Consider the following 23,110-nt stretch of genomic DNA (forward strand, 5'->3'; position numbering starts at 1 on the left):
AATTCGGGCGCACCCCCACGAGATACCCGGGGCGTCAGCGGAATCAGTCGCGCCGACGCGTGCACCGTCGATTTCAGCTATTCAAATTTCAGTCTCGATGAAATAGCCTCGCGGGCGACCACCTCGCAGAAGAAGAGGGAGAGACCTTCGTGCTCGCGAGAATCCGCCGCGCGGCCGTCGTCACCGGCATGGGCGCCGCCGCTGTGCTGACCATCGCCGCCAGCACCGCCTCCGCGTTCGGACCGGTGCCGCCCGCCAATCCATATCTGGGGCCGGCGGGCACCGCGACCATGCACGGCGACGCCGAGGCCTCCGACACCACACCACTACCCGGCGTGGGCGCCGGCGGGGTCGACGCCGACTTCCACGAGGAGGGCGCGGCCTGCCCGACGATCCTGCAGGGCGCCGACGGCTTCCCGCAGGCCCTGTGCACGAAGATCACCGACCGCGCGCCGGAGGTGCTGCTACTGGACCCGGGCAACGGCGAGACCCTCGCCCGCCTCGACCTCACCAAGGGCAGTCTGCTGGGCGGGGTCTACGCCTACCTGGACAATCACGACCGGATGGTCACGGTGGACGGCTCGGGCAGCCTGCTGCGAATCGGGCACCAGCGCGGCTCCGACGGCACCTGGTCGCTGTCGATCGCCTCCAAAACCGATGTGACACAGGCGGTTACCGGGCACTGCGGGGGCGGCGCCTGCGACGCGGTCAGTTCGGTGTCCCCCGACTACCAGGGCCGGGTGTGGTTCGCCACCGACAGCGCCGCGGCCGGATTCGTCAACACCGACGGCACCGCGCACTCGATCGTGCTCGCGCCCGGCGAGAACGTGGCCAACAGCATCGCCACCGCACCCCGGGGCATGGCCGTGGCCACCGACCACGCGCTGTACCTGCTGAACGCGGACGCCGACGGCAACCCGCAGATCGTGTGGCGGCAGGCCTACGACCGCGGCCCGGCCCGCAAGCCCGGCCAATTGAGCTGGGGCACCGGCGCGACGCCGACCTTCTTCGGCCCCGGTAACGGCACCGAATACCTGGCCATCACCGACAACGCGGCGACCAAGGAGAACCTGCTCGTCTTCGACACCGCCACCGGCCGGCAAGTCTGCTCCGTACCCGCCATCGACGGCACCGAGAACTCCCCCATCGGGTCGGGCAACAGCGTTTTCGTCGCCGGCACCTACGGCTACCCCTACCCGGCGCTGCCGCCCGACGCCGGAACCAGTCAACCGGCGAGCGCGCCGATCTCGGGCGGCATGACCCGCATCGACGTCACCGATTCCGGCTGCACGGTGATCTGGACCAACACCGTGCCCTCCTCGGCGGTTCCTCGACTGTCCGTGGCCGACGGCAAGATCTACACCTTCACCCGGCATTCCCTGCTCGCCGGCGGCAGCAGTTCCCCGGGCAGCGGCAGTAGCGGCCTCGGGAGCGGCAGCGCGGGGGTGACCGACAACTACAGCTTCGCCGTGATCGACGCCGACACCGGCAAGGTCGACACCGAGCAGTCAATCGGCGCGACCACGGTGGACGACACCCTCGAGATGGTCGGCACCATCGCACCCGGGCGAATCCAGTACCAGGGCACCACGACCGGACTGTTCCGCATAACGCCACACTGACCACGAACGGCGCAATGTGCGGTCGCGACAACCGATCTCGTCAGGCGAGGGCAACTCGCCGGGTACGACCGGAATTGTTTTCGGCGCTCAACCGCCGGCACGGTTTGCCGGCCGTGAACGGCCCCTGACCGCCCGCTGGAGATACGGGGAGGCGGCACCGCGAGGCGGTACTGTGCCAGCATGTCCCAGCCCCTCGCTCCCGGCGGCATCCTGGCCGACCCGTCGCGGCGTCCCAGCCCCCGCGCCAAACTGCTGTGGGCGGTGAGCGCCGCGCTGTCCTGGCTGGTGCCGATACTCGGGGTGGGGATCTGGGCGCTGTTCGATACGCACCGGCGCGGTGCGCAGGCACTGGTCTTCGGAATCGTGCTGCTGGCAGCGGCATTCAGCATCGTGGCCATCCCGCTGTGGCGGTACGCGGTGCACCGGTGGGAGATCACCGACGAGGCCGTCTATACCCGGACCGGGTGGTTCACCCAGGAAAGCCGAGTCGCGCCCATCACCCGGGTGCAGACCGTGGACACCTACCGGGGACCGCTGGAACGGCTGCTCGGACTGGCCACCGTCACCGTCACCACCGCCTCCTCGGCCGGGGCGGTGCACATCAGCGCGCTCGCGCTGGCCGACGCGCGCGACACCGTCGCCCAACTCACCGCCATCGCCGCACAGCACCGGGGGGACGCCACATGAGCCGGCCGCCGAAGCCCGATCCGGACGGGTACTCGGATTCGTATCCGACGGAAGTACTTTCGCCGGTCTCCGCGGCGGTCGGCCCCGCCGCCGCGACCTGGCAGCGGCTCGACAAGCGCATGCTGTTGGTGCATCCGGTCACCGAGCTCATCCGCTTCATCCCGGTCCTGATCGCCACGCTGATAGCGGGAGCCAGCCAGGACAATCCGCTGTGGAGCCTGAGCGTGGTGGCGATCATCGTCGGCTTCGCGCTCACACGCTGGTTCACCACCGCCTACCGGATCACTCCGGACAATGTGGAGCTGCGCACCGGGCTCGTCAAGCGCAAACAGCTCTCGGTGCCGCGCAACCGAGTGCGGTCGGTGGACGTACAGGCCGACCTGCTGCACCGGGTGCTCGGGCTGGCGGTGCTGTCCATCGGCACCGGGCAGCACGCGGACAAACGGGAGCAGTTCAAACTGGACTCGCTGGACGCCAAGCTGGTGCCGGAACTTCGGCTCGCCCTGCTGGCGCACACCGGCTCGGGCACGGAATCCCCTGACTCCCCGGCGATTACAACGGAGGGCGAAGCGCCGCACACGGCAGCGCAGCCCCGATCCGTGGAAATCGCGCACTGGCAACCGGATTGGGTGCGCTACGCCCCACTCTCGTTGACCGGCTTCGCCATTATCGCCCCGGTCGTCGGTCTGGCCTTCCAGTACGGCTTCGCCCAGCTCTTCCTGAAATCCGGCACGGTCCAGGATGTCGGTCACCGCGGCGCGACCGTCATCGCCGCCGTGATCGCGCTGCTCGTCGTGATCCTGGTGGTCGTGGTCAGCCTGGCCGCCTGCGCGCGCTACCTCATGACCTGGTTCGGGCTGAACGTCCTCGACGACGGCAAGACCCTCACCATCCGCCACGGCCTGTTCACCACCCGGCAGACGACCCTCGACCTGGCCCGCCTGCGCGGGGCGACCGTCAACGAGCCGCTGCTGCTGCGCGTGGCGGGCGCCGCCGAGCTCGAGGCCATCATGACCGGCACCAGCCCGCGGCAGAAGATGCTGCCGCAGGCTCCCCGCACCGCCGTCCACCGCACCCTCGCCCACCTCCTGGGCGCCGCGGCGGCCACACCGGCGCAGGAACCGGCATCCCCTGCGACACAACCCATCTCGGCCGTTCCGGCCGCGGGCGCGCTGCCGGTCCCCGCGCTGGTCACCGTGCCGCTGCTGCCCCACGGTCCGGCCGCGCACCGCCGCCGCCACACCCGCACCCTGGGTCCGCTCGCGCTGATCGCGGCGGTCCTGCTCGCCATTTCCCTTGCGGGCGGCCACATCCCGCTCTGGCTGTGGATCGTGCTCGCGATCGCCACGCCCATCGCCGCCGCCCTCGCATGGGACCGTTACCGCGGCCTCGGCCACGCCGTGCTCCCGGCCACCGACAGCGCCCCCGCCTGGCTCATCACCCGCAGCGGCTGCCTGGACCGCGACCGCGACTGTCTGGAGGCCCCCGGCGTCATCGGCTGGACCGTGCGTCAGACGTTCTTCCAGCGCCGCGCCGGGGTCGCCACCGTGGTTGCGGCATCGGCGGCGGGCAAGAAGCGCTACCACGTCATCGATCTGCCGCTCGATCAAGCCTGGTCGCTCATCGAGGCCGTCACTCCCGGCCGGCTCGGCACACCCACCCGACGCTGATCACGAATGTTCCGGCCGCGGATCGAATGATCCACCGCCGGAACGTGATTCGCGGTGCGAAGACAATCGGCACCGGGCCGGGCGAGGTACAGGGTGCGTTCTCCCGCGCCGTGGATCAGCCGAGCACCGGGTAGTTGGCGCGGATCACGGTGTGCGGGTCGCGCTCCCGCTTGATGGCGCGCAGCCGGTTGAGGGTCGCCGCGTCGAAGGCGGCGGCGGCCGTCTCGCCCGGAGCCAGGAAGGTCAGGGGCTTCTTGCCGGTCAGCAGCCCGCCGAACTCCGCCACGACGGCGTCCGACTTGGCCAGCACCGCATCGCGCAGGTGCGGCAGGCCGAAGCCGAGCGTGGAGATGAGGAAGCCGTCGGCCAGCGCGCCCCGCGCACCCGACGCCGGCCGAGCCAGGGCGCCGCCGAGATGGCGGACCTGGATGCTGACGAGCGGGGCGAGCGATTCGCCGAGGATGATCTTCTCCGCCTCCGGAGACAGGTCCGGCAGGAGTTCGGAACGGGTCATAGCCGGGCTGGGATCGGCGGGTTCGGTCGTGATGTCGCCGAGATCGGCCACCGACATGGCGCCACGGGTATCGCTGACCGCGCCTTCGATGCGGTCCAGTGCGGACACGAGGACCCGCCCCTGCTCGGGATCGCCCAAGTAAGCCAAGTCCACGCCGACCATCTCGGGCGCCTGCGGGAACTGGAAGCGGCTGAACCACACCGACAGCTCCTCGGGAGCCCGCGACGTCAACTCGCGGAAGGCATCCCAGACCTCGGTCAGCTTCGCGGCGGGCCACATGACACGGCCGCCGTACAGACCGGGTGCGGGGAACAGCTCGAACTCCAGACCCGTCACCACCGCGAAATCGCCACCGCCGCCCGACAGCGCCCAGAACAGATCCGGATCGCTGTCCACGGTCACCCGCGCCGGGCGACCCTCGGCATCCACGATCTCGAAGGCGCGCACCGCATTCGAGGCCCAGCCGTACTTACGGCCGAACCAGCTCTGACCACCGCCCAACGTGTAGCCGGTCACCCCGACCACCGGATTGCTGCCCGCCAGACCGGTCAGCCCGTGCTCGGCCGCGGCCGCCTGCACCCGACCCCACTGCACGCCCGCGCCGACCCGCGCCACCCGGGCGACCGGATCGATCTCGAGCCGGTTCAACGCGCCGGTGCGCAGCAGGATCGCGGTGTCGACACCGCCCGCCGCGCCGTGCCCGGTCGGCTGGATCACCACCGGGCGGCCCGCGGCGCGCGCGTACCGCACCACCGCCGCCACGTCCTCGCCGTCGGCGACCTCGGCGACCGCGGCCACCGGCTGCGTCACCGCCAGGCTCCATGGCCGGGCGGCCGCCTCGAAGTCCGCGTCACCGGACTCCAGAACGCGGCCCCGGACGGTGTTGCGCAGTTCTTCGAATCCCATCGTCATCCCTCGTTCCTGATCGTGATTGCGATTCATGAGGATGACGAGACAGGACGGCGAAGTGTGACAGCGCCGCGACAAAGACGCGAGGATTCGGTCAGCCTCCGGTCCCGGCCAGCCGGACGGTCGCGCGGTAGTAGAGGTACATGCCCGCGGGCAGCAGACCACAGATCAGCAGCAGCATGGTGGGCCAGTCACCGATGAGCAGGGCGTACCCGCTCGGGCTGAAACCCGCGCAGATCAGGAAGCCGAAGGCCCACACCAGGATCGGCAGCGCCATCACCCCGATCCGCTGGGTCAACACACCCATGCCCATCACCAGCAGCACATTCACCACCGCGGCGGCCAACGCCGTGAGCGGCACCGGAATCGCGCCGTCGGTCATGCCCGAGGCCAGGCTGCTCGCGGCCAGCACCGGCGTCGGCTCCGGAATATGAGCCTGGCCGGCGTAGATGGGCAGGAACAGCACTTCGAACCCGAGCGTGATCACCGCGTCGATCAGCAACAGCGCGCCGATCACCGCGGTGAGCACCCCGTGCACCGGCCCCGCCGCCCTCACCGCGTCACCCGTCCGGGCACCGACGGCCGCCGTCACGGCACCGGTGGGAAACCGAGCAGCGTCAGCAGCTGACTCTGCATGTCCACGAAGCCGTACAGCACCGACAGGTACAGCTCATGCTGCCACTCGAAGTAGGGCCGCTGGCTCTCGACGAACGCCACGATCGCGTTCTGGAGGTCCCAGTTGTACATAGCCTCAGTCTCTCATTCCAGCCCGCCGAAGAGATCATGTTCGCGACCGTCGGGGCCGAGCGGGCCGCGCTCACCACGCACCAGAATGTAATGCTCCTCCGGCAGCACCGGCTGGGCGACATCGTTCGACAGCGCGAACTCCCGGCCCGACGGGGCGACCGTGACCTGGGTGGCGTGGGCGCGAAGGGCGGCGCGTTTGGCCGACAGGGCATCGGACACGTCGATCGCGGTGGTCACCGATTCGGCGGAGACACAGGCCAATTCGCCGGTGTGCGGCAGCCGCCAGCCGCGCGGCAGCGCGCCCGGCAGCTGATCCACAGTGCGCCGCTTGAGCGCCTCGGTGTGCATGGACAGCGCGGCGCCGTCGGTGACCGTCCAGTACAGCTTCGGGACCGTCCAGCCCCGGTCCGACGCCGCGTGCACGGCCGCCATGGTGATCTCGTGCGCGCGAATGTGATCCGGATGCCCGTAGCCGCCGCGCGGGTCATAGCCGATCACCACACGCGGACGCAGCTCCAGGATCACCCGTACCAGCGCGTCGACCGCCGCCGGGCCGGAGTTCACGAAGGCGCGCGGGTTACGCGCCGACGGCGTCCCGGCCATCCCGGAGTCCCGCCAGCGGCCCGCACCACCCAGGAAGCGCGGCACGCCGGCATCCAACTCGGCCAGCGCCCTGGTCAATTCGAGAATCCGGTACCCGCCCAGCTGATCGGCCTGCCCGGCCACCAGGTGCGCGTAATCGTCCCCGATGACCTCGCCCTCCTCGCCCAGCGTGCAGGTCACGACGGTGACCGGGACGCCCCGCTTGCGGTAGTGGGCGATGGTGCCGCCGGTGGTGATGGACTCGTCGTCCGGATGCGCGTGCACCAGCAGCAGGCCGTGCCGGGAGGCGTCGAGCAGGTTCACGGCAGCCTCCGCCAGTTGGCGGCATCACCGAAGATGCCGGTCTGGATGGCGCCGCTCAGCGAAGCACCGTCCACGCGCGGGCCCGCCGCCGCCACCTGGGTGTCCTGCACGATGGGCAGCACGGTCGCGAGCTCCCACAACTTCGGTTCGGTCTCACCGATCACCTTGCCCGCATCGATGCCGCGCAGGGCGGCGTCGATACCGGGCTGCAGGCTCGGATCACACACACCGGACAGGTTCGACGGGGACTTCTTGGCGCCGTCCGCCACGGTGGTGTCGGCGGTGTCGCCGGGCGGAGCCGCCGGCGTGCACCCGTAGCGCGACGCCAGCACCGTGGCCGGATCCTCGCCGGTGCGTTCCCAGCCGACCACGGCGTCGATCCCGCCGTCGGTCAGCTCCTTGCTGTACAGCTGCGCGGCGGTGACGCTGCTGACCATGACATCGATTCCGGCACTACGCAATTGGTCCGCCGCGGTATTGGCCACCGCCAGCGTGGTGGTGTCGCCGTCCACCGCGCCGATCCGCACCGTCAGCGACTTGCCGTTCTTGGCCAGCGAACGCGGTTGCGGCGCGGGCGAAGTCGCCGACTGGGCAACGGGAGTCTCGGCGGCCCGGGCGAATCCGGCCGCGGCCAGCAGCCCGAACGCCTCCTCCTGACTGAGACGCGGCGGCTCGGTGGCGACATAGCCGGGATCCGAGGGCGAAAGCACCTGCGCCCGCACCGGTTCCACCCAACTGCCGGTCTGCGCGCCGACCGTGGCCAGCAGCACCGGATCCAGCAGCGCCAGCACCGCGCGTCGCACCCGGACATCGGACAGGTCACCGGCGCGGCCATTGAGCACCAGCTGCATTTCGCGAGACTGCGGCATCATGGCGGTGCGCACCGACGGAATCGCCGCCAGCTGCGCCTGCAACGCCACCCCGCCGTGCACCAGCGCCATCTGCGCGTCCCCGACCCGCAGCGACTCGGCCACCTGTGCGGGAGTTCCGCCGCGCCGCAACAGAATCTGATCCGGTACCGCGGGCTGACCCCAGTACCGGTCATTGCGTTCCAGCAGAATTTCCTCGCGGCCGCGGTCCGCCTGCTTGATGCGGAACTGACCGCCCGAGATCCGGATGGTGTCGATGAGCCCCTGCTCGAAACCGGAGTCCTTCACCAGGTGCTGGGGCAGCAGATCCGCGAACAGCTGCCGCCAACCCGGAAACGGCTGGGTCATGGTGACGGTCACCGTCTTACCGCCGGCCGAGGAACTGACGTCCGAGATCAACCGGTAGCCCGCGGGATCCACCGCGCCCGGCTGCGTGATCATCTGCTGCCAGAGGTATCTGAAGTCCTCGGCGGCGATGGGCGCGCCGTCGGACCAGGACGCCTCGTTCTTGATCTGATAGGTGATGGTGAACGGCTCCTGCGCCGTCACATCCGCCGACACCATGAGAGCCGGATCCAGATTCCAGTCGGTGCCGCCCGGCACACCCGGCGTCGGACCGGGCCGGAACGGGCTCGGCAACACCATGGACGCGACGGCCGCCGTCGCCGGCGACTGCTGCGACCGCAGATGCGGATTGAACCCGATGCCGATATCGTCCACGGCCACCACGACCGAGTTCTTCCCCGGCTTGGCGGGCTGCGTCTTGGGACTGTCGGTCGACTCGATGGGCGGCGGCGGATTCGCGGTGCACCCGGTCGCAACCATCAGCAGGGCCGCCACCATCAACATCACCACACGCCACGATGCGCGCACCCGGGGCCCCGTTCTCACCTTCGGCACTTTACTGGATCCACTTTCCAAGGCCCGGCCGTCAACGGCGCCCGCATGGTGTCCGCCGCCCGAGCGACGAACGACGGGCACCATGCCGGGTGATCACAGCTCGCCGCCACTGACACTCTCTCGATTTCCCCGAACAGCACCTGCAGGTTCGCGGCCCGCCCCGATCCTGGACTGCGCTCCGCCTCCCCGCGCTCGGATCGGGGGACCGAACGGCTCCATGGACCCGCGCCTTGGCCGGAGCGAAGCGGAGGCTAGTTCGACACAGCGCGGTCGCGGGCCTTGCGGCGGGAGATTTCGCGCTGGCGGTCGTTGGCGTTCAGGATGACCTTGCGCACACGCACGATCTCCGGGGTCACCTCGACACACTCGTCGGCGGCGCAGAACTCCATGGCGCCTTCGAGATCCAACTGCAGCGGCTTGGCCAGAGTCTCGAGCACGTCACCGGTGGCGGACCGCATATTGGTCAGCTTCTTCTCGCGGGTGACGTTGATGTCGAGGTCCTCGGCGCGCGGGTTGATGCCGACCACGTGGCCCTCGTAGGTGTCGGCGCCCGGCTCCACGAAGAACTGGCCGCGGTCGGCCAGCTGGATCATGGCGAACGGGGTGACCGAGCCCGAGCGGTCGGAGACCAGCGAACCGGTGTGGCGGGCGCGGATCTCACCGGCCCACGGGGCGTAGCCGTCGAATACGGCGTTGGCGATGCCGGTGCCGCGGGTCTCGGTGAGGAAGTCGGTGCGGAAACCGATCAGACCGCGCGAGGGGACGATGAACTCCATGCGCACCCACCCCGCGGAGTGGTTGCTCATCTGGACCATCTTGCCCTTGCGAGCAGCCAGCAGCTGGGTGACGGCGCCCAGGTACTCGTCCGGGCAGTCAATGGTCAGCTCTTCGAAGGGCTCATGCACCTTGCCGTCGACCTGCTTGGTGACCACCTGCGGCTTGCCGACGGTCAGCTCGAAGCCCTCGCGGCGCATCTGCTCGACCAGGATGGCCAGCGCCAGCTCACCACGGCCCTGCACCTCCCAGGCGTCCGGGCGGCCGATGTCGAGCACGCGCAGCGACACATTGCCGACCAGCTCCTGGTCCAGGCGCGACTTCACCATGCGGGCGGTCAGCTTGTGGCCCTGCACCCGGCCGACCAGCGGCGAGGTGTTGGTGCCGATCGTCACCGAGATGGCGGGCTCGTCGACGGTGATGCGCGGCAGCGCGACCGGGTTGTCGACGTCGGCGAGGGTGTCGCCGATCATGATGTCCGGGATGCCCGCGATGGCGACGATGTCACCGGCCACGGCCTCCTCGCCGGGCTGACGCTCGACGCCGATGGTCTTGAGCAGCTCGGTGATCTTGACGGTCTTGACGCCGTCACCGTGCATCCAGGCGACGTTCTGGCCCTTCTTCAGGGTGCCGTTGTGGATGCGCACCAGGCCGATGCGGCCCAGGAACGGGGAGGCGTCGAGGTTGGTGACGTGCGCCTGCAGCGCCGCGTTCGGGTCGCCCTTGGGGGCGGGGACGTACTTCATGAGGACCTCGAACAGCTCGTCGAGGTTCTCCGCGTCCGGCACCTGGCCATTCTCGGGGCGGCTGGTGGAGGCCACGCCCGCGCGGCCGGAGGCGTAGAGCACGGGCAGGTCGAGGGCCAGCTCGGCGGCTTCGGAGGCCTCGTCATCGAGGTCGGAGGCCAGGTCCAGCAGCAGGTCGTGGGATTCCTCGACGACCTCCTCGATGCGGGCGTCCGGGCGGTCGGTCTTGTTGACCACCAGGATCACCGGCAGCGAGGCGGCGAGAGCCTTGCGCAGCACGAAACGGGTCTGCGGCAGCGGACCCTCGGACGCGTCGACGAGCAGCACGACGCCGTCCACCATGGACAGGCCGCGCTCGACCTCACCACCGAAGTCAGCGTGGCCGGGGGTGTCGATGACATTGATGACGGTGACCGATCCGTCGGCGTTATGCCGGTGAACAGCGGTGTTCTTGGCGAGAATGGTGATGCCCTTCTCGCGCTCGAGGTCACCGGAGTCCATCACTCGGTCGACGAGCTCGGCTCGTTCGGCGAACGCACCGGATTGCCGGAGCATGGCGTCGACCAGTGTTGTCTTGCCGTGGTCGACGTGCGCCACGATGGCGACGTTGCGGAACTCGACAGACGACACGTTTGATTCCTCCTGGTGAAAAAGTCTGATGCCGACCCGGATGGGTCTCATGCGTGGGGCTGCCTACTTCGAGACATGGCGAACTCCACCGGGCATGCGGCGCGCTACACATTACCGGCCGCACTTCCTCACCTGTTCAATGGGCTGAGGTTAGGTTAAGCTAACCAACATGGGCAAGGTGAAGGCGAAGGACGTCTCCGGTCTGAAGCCGAAGAAGAAATGCTGCCGCAAGAAGACGCGGTGCGTGAAATGCCCTGTGGTCATCATACGTATGAAGAAGGCCGAGGCCGCCGGCTGCCATGGCAAGGAACTGAAGAAGTGCCTGAAAGTCGCGCGCGCTGCGTGAATCCGGAGTAGACCGGATTCATGAGTACTGCGCTGCTCTCCGACGACGACATCGCCAAGGCCCTCACCGAACTGCCCGACTGGGCCCGCGAAGGCGACAGCATCAGGCGCACCATCGAGGCCTCGTCGTTCCTGGCCGGCATCGAACTGGTACGGCGGGTGGCCGCCGCGGCCGAGGTCGCCGATCACCATCCCGATATCGATATCCGCTGGCGGCGGGTCACTTTCACGCTGTCCACCCACTCCGCGGGCGGCCTCACGGCACGGGATATGGCTCTTGCTCGCGAGATCGATCGACTGCACGCTCAGGGCTGAGCCGCCCGGCCCGGATGATCCACGCATAGAGGACCAGCACGCCGATCACATTGGCCGCGCCCAGCCAGGACAGATAGCCCGGGCGCGAGATGTCCCACATCGATTTCTGGAGCGTTCCCAGCACGAACGGCACGCCGATCACCGTTGTGACCAGCCAGAATCCTGCCATGACGCGTGCACCGGGGGCCTCGCGCAGCGGGCCGTGGAGCAGCCACAGCATCGTCGGCACCAGCCACACCCAGTGATGCGACCAGGAGATCGGCGAGGCCATCAAGCCGAACAGCTGCACGATGATGAGCGTGCCCAGCCGGTCGTCGAAACGCAATGCGCGCCAGGCGAAGAACGCGAGCACGGCCGTCACCAGCACGGACGTCTTCCATAACAGGCCGGAGCCCACGTCGTGCCCGGCCAGGCGGGTGAGCGCGCCGCGCAGCGACTGATTGATCACCGAACCGACCGGCCCGATGCGATGTGGATCGCCGACAAGTTCCCCGAAGTACCTACCGGTCTCACCGGGCGTGAGCAGGTAGGTCACGCCGATGGTCCCGAGGAAGGCCGCCGCCGAACAGATCACCGCGAGCCACCGCCGCCGGGCCGTGAAATACAGCCCGGTCACGGCCGGGGTCAGCTTGACCCCGGCCGCCAAACCGACCAGCGTGCCCGACACCCACCAGCGGGTACTGCGCACCGCGACCATGGCCGACAGCACCAGGAACACGTTCACCTGGCCGTAGTCGAGGGTGGACCGCACCGGTTCCAGCCACATGCCTGCCGCGGTCCACGCCACCGCGGCGGTACGCCACGACTGCTCGCGCATGGCCTCGCGGCCCACCATCATCTCCAGTGAGATCCACACCACGCCGAACAGCGCCGCGACCGTGGCCAGCAGCCATCCGACGGCCACCACGTCGAACGGCAGGTAATGCAGCGGGTACAAGACGAGCGCCGCGAACGGCGGATAGGTGAACGGCAGCGGAAATTGCGGTGATCTACTGGAATCGGTCCAGTCGTAGAGGTTTCCGCGGAACAGGTTCGCGGCCCCCTCCACGTAGACGTGCAGGTCCACGAGGATCAGGTCGCCGGGCCAGAACAGCGCCCACAGCAGGCGAACCAGCACCGAAACGCCGAGCGCGGCGGCAGCCAGGCGGAAACGTCGAGTCACAATACGGACTTTCGGGTCGGGTGGAGCTCACCGACCGGAGTTCACGGCTGGCGAATGTGGCTTGCGGGCTGCCGACAACGCTAGTCGCACAATGGAATACGCCGCGGCCCTAAGATTCGGGGCATTGCGGACCCCCGCCGCACGCGCTATGTCACCGGCCGATCGGCTCGCGCTCGCGAGGGCGATCGACCCGACGCCCGGAGTTGAGCCGGCCCGCCCGGATGATCCAGACATAGAGGGCCAGCACGCCGATCGCGTCCACCGCCCCCAGCCAGGCCAGAATGCCCGGCCGCGAGATGGTCCAGATCGAGTCCTGGAAGAAGCCCAGCACCCAGGGCACGCCGATGAGCGTGACCACCAGCCAGTACCCGGCCAGCACCCACGCGCCCGCCGCCCGCCGCAGCGGGCCGTAGAGCAGCCACAGGATCACCGGAATGAGCCAGATCCAGTGGTGCGACCACGAGATGGGCGAGACCATCAGCCCGAACAACTGCACGATGATCAGCGTGCCCAGTCGATCGTCGGAATCCAGTGCACGCCAGGCGAAGAAGGCCAGTACGGCCGTGATCAGCGCCGCCGCGATCCACACCGGCCCGGACACCACGTCGTGGCCGAGCAGGCGGCTGAGCGCGCCGCGCAGCGACTGATTGGTCGACGAGCCGACCGGCCCGATGCGGTGCGCGTCGCCGAGCAGCTCACGGAAGTACTTGTCGGTCTCACCGGGGCTGAACAGATGCGTCAGCAGGATGGTCCCGAAGAAGACCACCGCCGACCAGACCGCCGTCAACCAGCGCTTGCGGGCCGCGAAATACAGCCCGGTGACCGCCGGGGTCAGCTTGATACCGGCCGCCACGCCGACCAGCGTGCCCGACACCCACCACCGGGCGCTGCGCACCGCGAGCATGGCCAACAGCACGAGGAACACATTGACCTGGCCGTAGTCCAGGGTGGTCCGCACCGGTTCCAGCCACATGCCGATCGCGGTCCACGCCACCGCGGCCGTGCGCCAGGACCGTTCACGCATGGCCTCGGTCCCGACCAGCATCTCGAGCGAGAACCACACCACGCCGAACAGCGCCGCGACCGTGGCCAGCAGCCATCCGATGGCTACCATGCTGAACGGAAGGAAATGCAGTGGATAGAAGACCAGGGCCGCGAAGGGCGGATACGTGAACGGCAGCGGAAAGTCCGGTGTCTTGCTGGAATCGGTGTACTCGTAGAGGTGGCCGCTGCCCAGATTCGCCGAGCCGTCCACATAGACGTGCAGGTCCACGAAGTTCATGCCATTGGGCAACAGCAGCACCCACGCCAGACGGGCCAGCACCGAAATGCCCAGTGCCGCGGCGGCCATGTGGAAGTGTCGACTCACGGCACTGTCTTTCAGCTCGGGCGGGTCACCGGCCGAGGGCACGGCTGGCGAATGCGGCTCGCGGGTTTCGCTAATACGGCGTTACGGCCGCGACAAGCGTAGTCGCACAGTCGAATGTGCCGCGCAGCGCGGACCCCGATCTGTAACATTTGCATCACTGACCACATCTGTAACACGTAATCCGACGGTCCGTTCGATAGCGTCAGCTGATCTAGTTCGCCAAGATCACACTGCGGCTGTACAACACGGCAGCCCGGTCCCTAGAGTGGCGCGGAGCGATGGCTCCATCGCCGTATGATGTCCCTGAAGGTAAGGACGGCTACACCAGTGCTTCGCACCCGAGGATCGCGGTTCGCAATGTCCGCGTTGGCCCTGGCGGCCTGCGCCACCGTCGCCGTGCCGACGGCCTATGCGAAGCCCGCGCCCGCACCCCAGAGCACCTCGTCGATTCCGATGATCCCCGAAGGGGTCCCGGTCGATGCCCTGGCTTCACTGGTCCCCGCCATCATCGGCGCGGCGACCGGCCCCGCCGACATCGCCGACGCGGGCCCCAAGAACGCCATCCTGGCCCAGGCCAAGCAGCTGCTGGAGAACAGCAACCTGCCCGATCAGGTGAAGACGACGCTGCTCGCCATCATCACCTTCCTGGACGGCAGCGGTGGTGGCGGCCCGGACATCCCGAAGGACGGCCCGGTCATCGCGCAGTTCCTGTGGCCGACCGTCGGCAAGGGCTGCATCTCCTCCTCCGCCGACTCGGTGGGCACCGCGCTGGCCGTTCCCGGCCCGGCGCAACTGCCCCCGCCCGGACCCGCGCAGGGCCAGGCCGGTTTCGTGTTCACCGCACTGGGCACCAAGCAGCCCACCGATGTCCAGCCCACCCCGATGACGGTGCAGTGGCTGAACGTCGACACCCGCGCCACCGGCACCATGAACCTCACCAACGAGGCCCACATCAACCCGGACGGCCCGGCCACCCTGTCGGCCATCGCCAACACCGGTTCCGGTCGCGTGGTCGCCGTCGTCTCGGGTTCGCTGACCACCCAGGCCGATCCGGAGTCGCAGCCGATCACCTGTTCCTTCCTGCCCACCGTCGGTTTCTTCACCGTCGCCTAGCTCTACCGCGTCTCCGCATATTCAGCGGGCGACCGAAAGCCCTTCACCGTCCGGCACCCGTGCCGCCGGTTCGGGAGCCGAACCGATTGTCGGCACAGCCGGTGAGTTGCCCCGAAACTCACCGGATCGGTTGTCACCATGCTCTCTCGGGGTGTGGTGTGGTAGACCGACATCTATGGCCGCTGTGACCAACCCCGTGCGGGGACTGCATTCGCGCCGATCGATCCTCTCGATTCGTTCGGAGGGATCGATCCTGTCGATCGGCTCGGCCTATTCGATCCTGTCCATCGGCAGCGTGGGTTCGGTGCTGTCGATCGGATCGGTGGGCTCGTTCGGCTCCCTCCTATCCTCGGCGTCCTTCGGTAGCCTCGGCTCCGCCTTCTCGGCGCTGTCCCGCTGGTCCCTGTTCTCCTGGAACGGGAACGGTGAGGTCTTCGCCGACGGCGGCGCCGACAACGAACACGCCGATCCCCACCTCATGTTCCGGGTCGTCGCGGAAGAGCCGGACCTGGCGCTCGACCCGACCTGCCACTGCCAGACCTAACCGGTCTCTTTGAGCGTCGAGTGCGGCTGCCGAGGGCAGCGGCACATCACGGTTCGGAGAGTCGGCGTCACCACCACTGGCCGTACCGCGGAGTCAGTACGGCGTTCACGTCCACCGAGACGCCATCCACCTCGCGCTCGTCGATCTCGAACTGGTGCAGGTGGGCGGCGGGGTGGACGTATCCCTTCGGGGTGCCCCAATTGTGTTGCCAGAAGAACGAGCACAGGCCCGCGTCGCGAATACTGTCGATGGTCGGCGAGTTCGCGTAGACGCCCGTGCGGCCGTGTCCGATCACGGTCTCCCAGCCCCGCAGGTACGGCTCGATGTGCTTGTCGAAATCGTCGTCGCCCGGGTTGTCATCGATGGACGCGTAGATGGGCGCGTTGTCGGGCCCGCCCGCGGCCTTGTGCAGGATCAATCCCCGTGCGGCGTGCTTCAATCCGGCCTCGTAGCCGCCGCGCCAGTCGGCGGTCGGCCCCTTGCCGAACTGATAGCAGGACACCACCGACAGGCCCGCGGCGCGCAGCGCGTCGACCTCGCGGGCGAGCAGCGGCTTGCCTTCCATCCATTCGGCGCCGGGCCGCCGGTCGGAGACGTAGCGGATGACGCCGAGATGCCCGTCGTCGCTGATGGATTGGGCCGAGGGGACGCCGCCGGCGTAATCGAGGAGGGTGCCGAGCCGGTCCTTGGCGGCGGCGGTGCCGGCCGGGAGGGTCAGTCCGGCGGTGATTCCGGCGGCGAGCGCCGTCGCCCCTGAGAGGAAGTTCCGTCGGTTGACATGGTCAGAACGCATCACGGGCTCCTTCGCACACTCGCTGGTCGAACATTCCGGTCGTGAGGATTGGGAGACGATGTCTCACCATTGACCGGTTGGAACTACATGCGGCGTGCCCGGCGCACCTTCCCCGATGAACAACAAGATCATCTGTGCGCCGGGAGCCCTGAACGTGCCCTCATTTCACCATATTCACATTGGAATCGCCAGGCTCATCGAGCACATAGGCACCATATGTCACATCGGGCTGAAACCGGGCAACGACCGGCCGATAGCGAATTTACAGCTACCGAAACGGGGAGCGCGGTCCCTCAGACCCGCGTGGAATCCAGGCGCGCGCCCACATCGATGGTCCGCCGTGACACGTCGGCAACCTCGGACCGCACGACCGTGGCCACCTGCGCCGCGATCTGCTTGCGCATGCCCGCCAGCTTGCCCAGTGCGGCGGCCCGCCAGCCCTCGGCGGTCATCTCCAGATCGATGTCGCGGGCCCGCGGCGGCACCGCGTCGATAACGATCAGCAACGGCTCCGCGGCGCGCGCGGTGAGCGCCACGGGCACCTGCACCTCGGCGCGATAGCGGTTGGTCTTGAGCACATCCACGGAGATGTCCAGGCTCACCGGAATCGTCAGGTCGAAGCGCACCAGCGAGGGATCATGGGCGCGCGAATGCTCCTCGGCGGCGGCCGCCGATTCGGCTGCGGCATGGGGCAATTCGGCGATCCGCGGCTCGGGCGCGGGCGTGACGGTGACCGGGCCGGCCTCGGCGACCCGGGGCAGCCGTACGCTGCCCTGCACCCAGACCTCGGCCTTGTTGCCCGGGCCGGTGCGCAGCGGCCCGACCTCGATGGGCTTGCCCGCCATGGACTCGACCACCTGCCGTACCCGTTCCGCGGTGACGATGCGGGCGAAGAACCGGCGGCCGAACTCGTCGTAGCCGATCCACTCGTGGGTGGGACGGCCCCGGTAGGGCGAGCGGGTGTTGTCGAGGATGGCCTGCACGTCGAAGGTGCGGGCACGCTGCGAATCCGGGTCCGCCAGAATCCCGTTGATGCGGTTGGCGACCTCGCGCTGCACCAGTTTGGCGATGGGGTCGAGCAGCAGTTCCCAGGCGGTGCCGATGGCTTGCGCACGCATGACGAAGCTGACGTCGCGACCGGTGACCGGGGGAATGTCGATGACGATGAGTAGCGGATCGGCGGTGTGGGCGTGCAGGGTGAGGTCGATCTCCACGACCGCTTCCAACCGCAGCCGCTGCCCGCCGAGGGTGACGTCGACCCGCAGTTTCACCGGAAGCATGACATCGAAGTGGACATGCGGCCAGCGCCGGATGATGGTGGGTTTGCCGATGCTGCCCTTGGCCACGAACCGGGCGAGTCCGGCGGGGCCGATGCCGAAGGGGCCGATGGTGATACCCCGCCCGGCCACACTGGAGACCGCGGATTCGATCCGGGATTCCGTTACCGCCGCCGCCACGAAACGTTCGCCGAATTCGGCGTAATCGATCCAGGTCGGTTCGTCGGACGACGTCATCCAGCTACTTTCGTCGGGCGGGACCCCTGTCCTGCCGATGAGGGGGCAGCAGGACAGGGATCAATCGACGGCGCTGCCGGGCGCCGCCGAAACCCATCGTAGGCGGAAGACGCGCTCAGTAGTACACCCCGCCCCGTGTGTTTCCAGAATGTGGAATCAGCGTGTTCCCAATCGCCCGAACCCGACCAGCCCCGATGTGCCGGACGGGCGGAATTTGTGGATTGCGACACCCCCGGATTCGCCGGCCTCGTTGCCGCCGACCGTGGTGATCGTATCCGAATCCACCGCGATCACAATATTCGTGTGCTGGTGAAACACACTGGAATCCGAGTACATCACCACATCTCCGACACGCGGCGTATAACTCGAGTTCCCCTGCTCGAAACGGTCCTGTCCCCGGAAGTACTCCTCCAAGGTGTAGACGCCCGGTATGCGCCACGATCCGGAATTCGGATTGGCGAGTGGTTGTCCAGCGGCGCGCATCACCCAGCTGACGAAGTCGGCACACCACGGTTCGTCAATACCCTCGGAGTATTTGTCGCGGCCGCTCTGCTCGTCGAATTGTTGTCGCAGTACATCCACGATCCGCGTCTGTTCGGCACTGAGGGCCGCGGAATCGACCTCGGGAAAATCGTGTATCAGGCGTCCGTCCATCACCCGCGGGCCCTCGGCGATGTGCTCCCGCTGCTGCCACCAGCGCACACCGGCCGCCAACGCCGAAATGACCACCAGCGCCATGACCGCCGCCGGCCAGCGGCGGCGTCCGCGCGGCGGCGGCGCGATATCGGTCGTCATGTGTCCTCCCCGTCCCCGGCCGACCGTCGGCCTCGACAAAGAGGACGTCCCAGACCGCCGCGGAGTTCCGTGCGGCCCCGCCGAATTCGGTCAGGGCCGCCGGACCAGGCAGCTGCGGCCCACCGGGCCCAACCGGCCGGCCCGCATGAGACCCGCGCCGGGGGACGCGAGTGCGACCAGTTCGGATTGCAGCCGGGCCTGCAATTCCTCGGCTGCGGTGCGATGCCCGGCGGCCCGCTCCTGGTCGCCGAGGTAGGCGGCCAGCTCGGCGAGGATGTAGTCCATGGGCCCGAGCACCGAGGCCCCGGTCTCCAGGCCGCAGATGGTGCCCGCGTACGGCAGCAGCTGCCGGTAGACGGCGTGCGCCTCGACCGGATCATCGAGGGCGATGGCGAGCCGGGCCTTGACCCCGGTGAAGGTGGACCAGAACTGCGGGGCCAGCGGCGGCGCGGCGGCCAGGACTCGGCGAGCCTCCTCGGGGCGGCCCGAATGCACCAGGGCCAGCGCGTATCCATACACGAACAGGTCGGGTTTGAGGGCCGTGCGCTCGCGCAGATCGGTCAGGTAGTCGGACATGTCGTTGCGCAGCCAGCCGATGGAGACGGCGATGCCGACGTGTAGCGCGTTCGGGTCGCGGGTCGGTTCGGCCGCGCCCTCCCCGGAGTGCGCTACCAGATTGTCCAGTTCCCCGGAGCCCTCGGCGAGCAGACGCAGCACCTCGTCGATATCGCCGCGCAGCAGTTCCAGCACCATTCCGAAGGGTGCGAGGGCGTCGAGCAGGTGCCGCAGTTGCCCGTCGGTGGAGTACGCGCCGGCGTGCTCGGCGTGTTCGGCGGCGGCCGCCAGGTCGGCGTCGGCCAGGGTGGCGCGGAACAGCAGATAGTGTGCGAGCGCACGGAATTCGGTGAGCTCGGCCTCGGTCGACACCTGGAGCAGGTGTCTCGCATGCCTTCTCAGGTCGTGGGCGCGCAGGAAGCCGCCCGCCGCGAAGGCCGCGAACGCCTGGGCGTTGATGACCGTGCACAGCAGATCGGGGTCGCCGAGCGGCTCGGCCAGCGCCATGGCCGCGGCGGCGATGATGCGGGCCGCCGAGGGATCCTCGATGGCGCGATCGAAGGCCGCGGTGACTTGCACGCGAATTCGGGTGCGCACCGACAGGTCGGCATCGGCGGAGGCGATGCGCAGTGGCTCGCGGATGCGCGGGTCCGGGGTGTGCCAGTCGTGCACGGACCAGATCAGCGGCGTCGGCCAGCAGGTGACCGCGTGCGCGAGCAGCCCTGTCCCGCCGAGTGATTCGGCCAGGTCCAGCGCCTGCTCCCGTACCGCCCGCGCCGCGATGTGCTGCCCGTCGTAGGCCAGCGCCACCACCAGCTCACACCGCGCTTCCAGCACGGCCAGTCGATTTGCGAGCTCCGCCTCCCCGGTGGCATGCCCGGCCAGATCGTGCAGCGCCAGCACCGACCGCCACCGCCGCACCGCATCCGCCCGCATCCGCCGCTCCACACATCGGCGGGCGGCCGCCCGCACGTAAGGCAGTGCCACAGCGGCCGTTTCGGCATCGGCCCCGAGTGCCGCGTGATGCGCCAGGGCGTCGATGTCCCGCCCGTGCGGGACGTGCACCTCGTCCCGCGTCGATCCGGTTCCCGCGACGGTCGGCGAACTCTTTCCCTCGCTACGGGTTCCGGCATCCGAGCGGGCACGGTGAGACTCCGGGTGCCGAACGACCGGATCGCCGACGCCCGGCACCTCGCCGGACGCCTCGGGCCATCCGGGGTTCTCCCTATCGCCTGTCCACGCTCGAGCGTCAGAGGCATCATCGAGGCCGTCCGAAGGCGAAGCCGCCTGACGATCTCCCACTACGTTCTGCCCGGATCCAGCTGCCGCGCCGTGGTTCTCGGCGTTCGCGGCGTCGATGTCGAGCCGATTCCCGGCTGCCCGCGGCTCCCCGTTGTCCGACGCGGCGACTGTCATGTCGCCGGCGCCCCCACGTCTCATCGCTCCGGATGGATCAGTCGCGACCTCGTCGGCTCCGCGCAGCGCGGAGAGTGCCCGCTGCCGGGGGCGCGCGGTCGCGAGTCGCGCCGTTCCGCGCATCGCCGCGACGACCTGGTCGGCGCCTCGCAGGGCGGCGAGCACCCGGTTGCCCGCACGCGGCGTATCTCCCGCGGCGGAAGCCGATCCGGCGCCGGAGTCCGCCTCGAGATCGGACCGAGGCTGTCCGGTCGTAGATCCTCCCGTGCCCGGGCCGGGCTCCGGGTCGCGGCGCAGGTATTCGAAGGCGGCCCAGTGCATTCGGGTGCGGCGGAGGGTGGGGATGTCGTAGTAGACGGTCTCGCGGACCAGGGCGTGGTCGAAGGTGACGCGGCCGAGGCGGTCGGTGCGCAGCAGGCGGGCGGATTCGGCGGTGGCGACCAGGTCGATGATGGTGTCGACGGGGTGGTCGGCGGAGGCGGCGAGGGTGGTGATGTCGCTGTCCTCGCCCCAGACCGACAGGTGGCGCAGCAGGTCCACGACATCGGCCGGGAGCTGGGCGATGCGGCGGCCCAGCAGGTCGCGCACGCTGTCGGGCAGGCCGTCGGTGGTGCCCTGGGTGGCAACGAGTTTGGCGAGTTCGCGCACGAACAGCGGATTGCCGCCGGTGCGACGGCGCAGCAGTTCGACGGTGCGGTCGTCGAGGGCGGTGAGCCCGGCGGCGGCCGCCGCGCGGCGGGTGCCGGCCATGTCGAGGCCGTCGAGTTCGATGCGATCGGCGGTGAAGAACGCCAGAGCGGCGGCGGTATCGCGGACGCCGGGGCACGCTTCGGTGCCGCGCAGGGTGGCGACGATGAGGATCGGGCGGTCTCGCAGCCAGTTCACCACCTGCCGCAGTACCTGAAGGGTGGCGGGGTCCGCGCCGTGCACGTCTTCCAACACGATCACGATCGGCGCCCCGGCCGAGCGCTCTCGGCAGGACCGGACCACGCGCCGGGCCAGGGTGAAAGCGTCTGCGGCGGTGAAGGTTTCAGGGTCGGCGGCGTCGAGCCCGGTGAGCACCTCGGCCCAGGCCCAGGCCGGCGGCGCGGATTCCACCTCGGGGCAGCGGCCGAAGACCGTGGTCCAGCCGCGGTCACGCAGATGCGAGGTGATCGCCCTGGCGAGGGTGGTCTTCCCGGCCCCGGCCTCGCCGGCCAGCCAGACCAGGCGCGCGTGCCCTCCGGCCGCAGCGTCGGCGGCGGCCAGCATGGCGGCCCGCTGGGTGCCATATCCGTTGTCCGGCAGGGAATCCGAATCCGGCAGCGGCTCGGGTTCGGCGGGCCGCACGGGCACGGGCGGGGTGACCGTCTCGGCGTCCACCGAGTGGGTGAGGATGGCGGTCTCCAGATCCCGCAGTCCCGGACCGGGATCCACGCCGAATTCCAGGGTGAGGAATTCGCGGCTGCTCCGCACGGTGGCGAGCGCATCCAGGGACTGTCCCAGTCGGTACTGTGCGACGGCCAGCAACCGCGCGCACTCCTCGCGGCCGGGATGCTCCTCGAGAATGGGCCGTAGCGCCAGGACCACCTCGGCGGGCCGGTTCATCTCCAGCGCCGCCTGCGCCCGCAGTTCGGCCGCGGTCAGCCGCAGGGCCTGCAGGCGGGCGGCTTCCTGTGCCGCCCAGGGCATTCCCGGGAAGGATTCGAAGGCCGCGCCGTGCCAGCAGGCCAGAGCGGCGTCGAGCACCCGCACCTGCTCGAGCGGTTCGGGCCGCCCGGCCGGGTCGCGCATGGCGGCCTCGTGCCTGTGCAGCAACTGTTCGAAGTGCCAGGAATCCACTTGTGTCGGTTCGAGGTTGAGCGCGTACCCGTGCGATTCGGACACGATGACGCGAGAGTGGGCTCGCCGCGGCCGGTCGGGTTCGAAGACTCGCCGCAGGTTGTGAATGTAGACCTGTAGCGCGGCAACGGCTTTTGCCGGCGGGTCACCGTGCCAGAGGTCGTCGATGAGCCGCTCGGTGGGCACCACCCGACCACCTGCGGCGACCAGTCGTCCCAGCACCGCGCACTGCATGGGCGCGCCCGGAGGCACGCGCTGTTCGTCGATGCTGATGTGCAGTGGGCCCAGCACCCCGATCCGTATGAGCGCCATGCCGCTGTGCGACCCCTACCCACTTCGAATAAAACCAAACAGGATCCACTCAATATGACAGAAATTCTGCGGCAGTACCCAG

General features: G+C 69.1%; 19 protein-coding genes. 7 read left to right on the plus strand and 12 right to left on the minus strand.

Features of this window, described 5'->3' with window-relative positions; genetic code table 11:
* The first annotated feature begins 188 nt into the window (after positions 1 to 188).
* The 3 genes from GLP40_RS31880 to GLP40_RS31890 all read left to right on the plus strand — a co-directional run bounded on the left by GLP40_RS31880 (position 189) and on the right by GLP40_RS31890 (position 3,979).
* Entirely contained in the window at positions 189 to 1,622 is a 1,434-nt protein-coding gene (locus GLP40_RS31880) for a hypothetical protein (RefSeq protein ID WP_154791758.1), read from the plus strand.
* 180 nt (positions 1,623 to 1,802) lie between these two features.
* Positions 1,803 to 2,309: a PH domain-containing protein gene (locus tag GLP40_RS31885; RefSeq protein WP_154791731.1), complete on the plus strand. Its 507-nt coding sequence runs from the start codon at positions 1,803 to 1,805 to the stop codon at positions 2,307 to 2,309.
* Positions 2,306 to 3,979, plus strand: coding sequence for a PH domain-containing protein (locus GLP40_RS31890; protein ID WP_154791732.1), 1,674 nt, complete (start codon positions 2,306 to 2,308; stop codon positions 3,977 to 3,979). The genes GLP40_RS31885 and GLP40_RS31890 overlap by 4 nt, the downstream gene beginning before the upstream one ends.
* A 115-nt stretch (positions 3,980 to 4,094) precedes the next feature.
* Here GLP40_RS31890 and GLP40_RS31895 read toward each other — a convergent pair whose 3' ends face one another.
* From GLP40_RS31895 to typA, 6 genes are all read right to left on the minus strand, one after another.
* A complete protein-coding gene (locus tag GLP40_RS31895; RefSeq protein WP_230330137.1) occupies positions 4,095 to 5,405 on the minus strand; it encodes an FAD-binding oxidoreductase in 1,311 nt (436 codons plus the stop codon).
* A gap of 91 nt (positions 5,406 to 5,496) precedes the next feature.
* Entirely contained in the window at positions 5,497 to 5,958 is a 462-nt protein-coding gene (locus GLP40_RS31900) for a hypothetical protein (protein WP_230330138.1), read from the minus strand.
* Positions 5,959 to 5,990: 32 nt separating this feature from the next.
* Positions 5,991 to 6,149, minus strand: coding sequence for a hypothetical protein (locus tag GLP40_RS33450; RefSeq protein ID WP_196054872.1), 159 nt, complete (start codon positions 6,147 to 6,149; stop codon positions 5,991 to 5,993).
* 12 nt (positions 6,150 to 6,161) lie between these two features.
* Entirely contained in the window at positions 6,162 to 7,055 is an 894-nt protein-coding gene (gene mshB / locus GLP40_RS31905; protein ID WP_328290902.1) for an N-acetyl-1-D-myo-inositol-2-amino-2-deoxy-alpha-D-glucopyranoside deacetylase, read from the minus strand.
* Complete coding sequence (locus tag GLP40_RS31910) at positions 7,052 to 8,773, minus strand: ABC transporter family substrate-binding protein (RefSeq protein WP_154791761.1); 1,722 nt, start codon at positions 8,771 to 8,773, stop codon at positions 7,052 to 7,054. The genes mshB and GLP40_RS31910 overlap by 4 nt, the downstream gene beginning before the upstream one ends.
* A gap of 302 nt (positions 8,774 to 9,075) precedes the next feature.
* The gene (gene typA / locus GLP40_RS31915; protein WP_328290903.1) at positions 9,076 to 10,974 is read right to left on the minus strand and encodes a translational GTPase TypA; all 1,899 of its coding nucleotides are present in this window, start codon (positions 10,972 to 10,974) and stop codon (positions 9,076 to 9,078) included.
* A 169-nt stretch (positions 10,975 to 11,143) separates the two neighbouring features.
* Here typA and GLP40_RS33455 point away from each other — a divergent pair, with 169 nt between their 5' ends.
* Both GLP40_RS33455 and GLP40_RS31920 read left to right on the plus strand, forming a co-directional pair.
* Complete coding sequence (locus GLP40_RS33455; RefSeq protein WP_196054873.1) at positions 11,144 to 11,320, plus strand: hypothetical protein; 177 nt, start codon at positions 11,144 to 11,146, stop codon at positions 11,318 to 11,320.
* Between the two features lie 20 nt (positions 11,321 to 11,340).
* The gene (locus tag GLP40_RS31920) at positions 11,341 to 11,634 is read left to right on the plus strand and encodes a 4a-hydroxytetrahydrobiopterin dehydratase (protein WP_154791735.1); all 294 of its coding nucleotides are present in this window, start codon (positions 11,341 to 11,343) and stop codon (positions 11,632 to 11,634) included.
* Here the strand turns inward: GLP40_RS31920 and GLP40_RS31925 are convergent.
* Together GLP40_RS31925 and GLP40_RS31930 are read right to left on the minus strand one after the other, a co-directional pair.
* A complete protein-coding gene (locus tag GLP40_RS31925; protein WP_328290904.1) occupies positions 11,576 to 12,796 on the minus strand; it encodes a mannosyltransferase in 1,221 nt (406 codons plus the stop codon). The genes GLP40_RS31920 and GLP40_RS31925 overlap by 59 nt on opposite strands.
* 151 nt (positions 12,797 to 12,947) lie before the next feature.
* Complete coding sequence (locus GLP40_RS31930) at positions 12,948 to 14,147, minus strand: mannosyltransferase (RefSeq protein ID WP_154791763.1); 1,200 nt, start codon at positions 14,145 to 14,147, stop codon at positions 12,948 to 12,950.
* Between the two features lie 375 nt (positions 14,148 to 14,522).
* Here GLP40_RS31930 and GLP40_RS31935 point away from each other — a divergent pair, with 375 nt between their 5' ends.
* Together GLP40_RS31935 and GLP40_RS31940 are read left to right on the plus strand one after the other, a co-directional pair.
* The gene (locus GLP40_RS31935) at positions 14,523 to 15,278 is read left to right on the plus strand and encodes an Rv1157c family protein (protein WP_196054874.1); all 756 of its coding nucleotides are present in this window, start codon (positions 14,523 to 14,525) and stop codon (positions 15,276 to 15,278) included.
* A 175-nt stretch (positions 15,279 to 15,453) separates the two neighbouring features.
* Positions 15,454 to 15,822 carry a hypothetical protein gene (locus GLP40_RS31940; RefSeq protein ID WP_154791736.1) on the plus strand — a complete coding sequence of 123 codons (369 nt, stop codon included), beginning with the start codon at positions 15,454 to 15,456 and terminating at the stop codon, positions 15,820 to 15,822.
* A gap of 67 nt (positions 15,823 to 15,889) precedes the next feature.
* Here GLP40_RS31940 and GLP40_RS31945 read toward each other — a convergent pair whose 3' ends face one another.
* The 4 genes from GLP40_RS31945 to GLP40_RS31960 form a co-directional block, all read right to left on the minus strand.
* The gene (locus GLP40_RS31945; protein WP_154791737.1) at positions 15,890 to 16,615 is read right to left on the minus strand and encodes a DUF1906 domain-containing protein; all 726 of its coding nucleotides are present in this window, start codon (positions 16,613 to 16,615) and stop codon (positions 15,890 to 15,892) included.
* A 293-nt stretch (positions 16,616 to 16,908) separates the two neighbouring features.
* Positions 16,909 to 18,129 carry a hypothetical protein gene (locus tag GLP40_RS31950; protein ID WP_154791738.1) on the minus strand — a complete coding sequence of 407 codons (1,221 nt, stop codon included), beginning with the start codon at positions 18,127 to 18,129 and terminating at the stop codon, positions 16,909 to 16,911.
* Between the two features lie 156 nt (positions 18,130 to 18,285).
* Positions 18,286 to 18,924: a CHAP domain-containing protein gene (locus tag GLP40_RS31955; RefSeq protein WP_230330139.1), complete on the minus strand. Its 639-nt coding sequence runs from the start codon at positions 18,922 to 18,924 to the stop codon at positions 18,286 to 18,288.
* Positions 18,925 to 19,014: 90 nt separating this feature from the next.
* Positions 19,015 to 23,028 (minus strand): BTAD domain-containing putative transcriptional regulator, encoded by a 4,014-nt coding sequence (locus GLP40_RS31960; protein WP_154791739.1) that lies wholly within the window; start codon positions 23,026 to 23,028, stop codon positions 19,015 to 19,017.
* Positions 23,029 to 23,110: the final 82 nt, after the last annotated feature.

The organism is Nocardia aurantiaca, from assembly GCF_009708175.1.
In the GTDB taxonomy this organism is placed as follows: domain Bacteria; phylum Actinomycetota; class Actinomycetes; order Mycobacteriales; family Mycobacteriaceae; genus Nocardia; species Nocardia aurantiaca.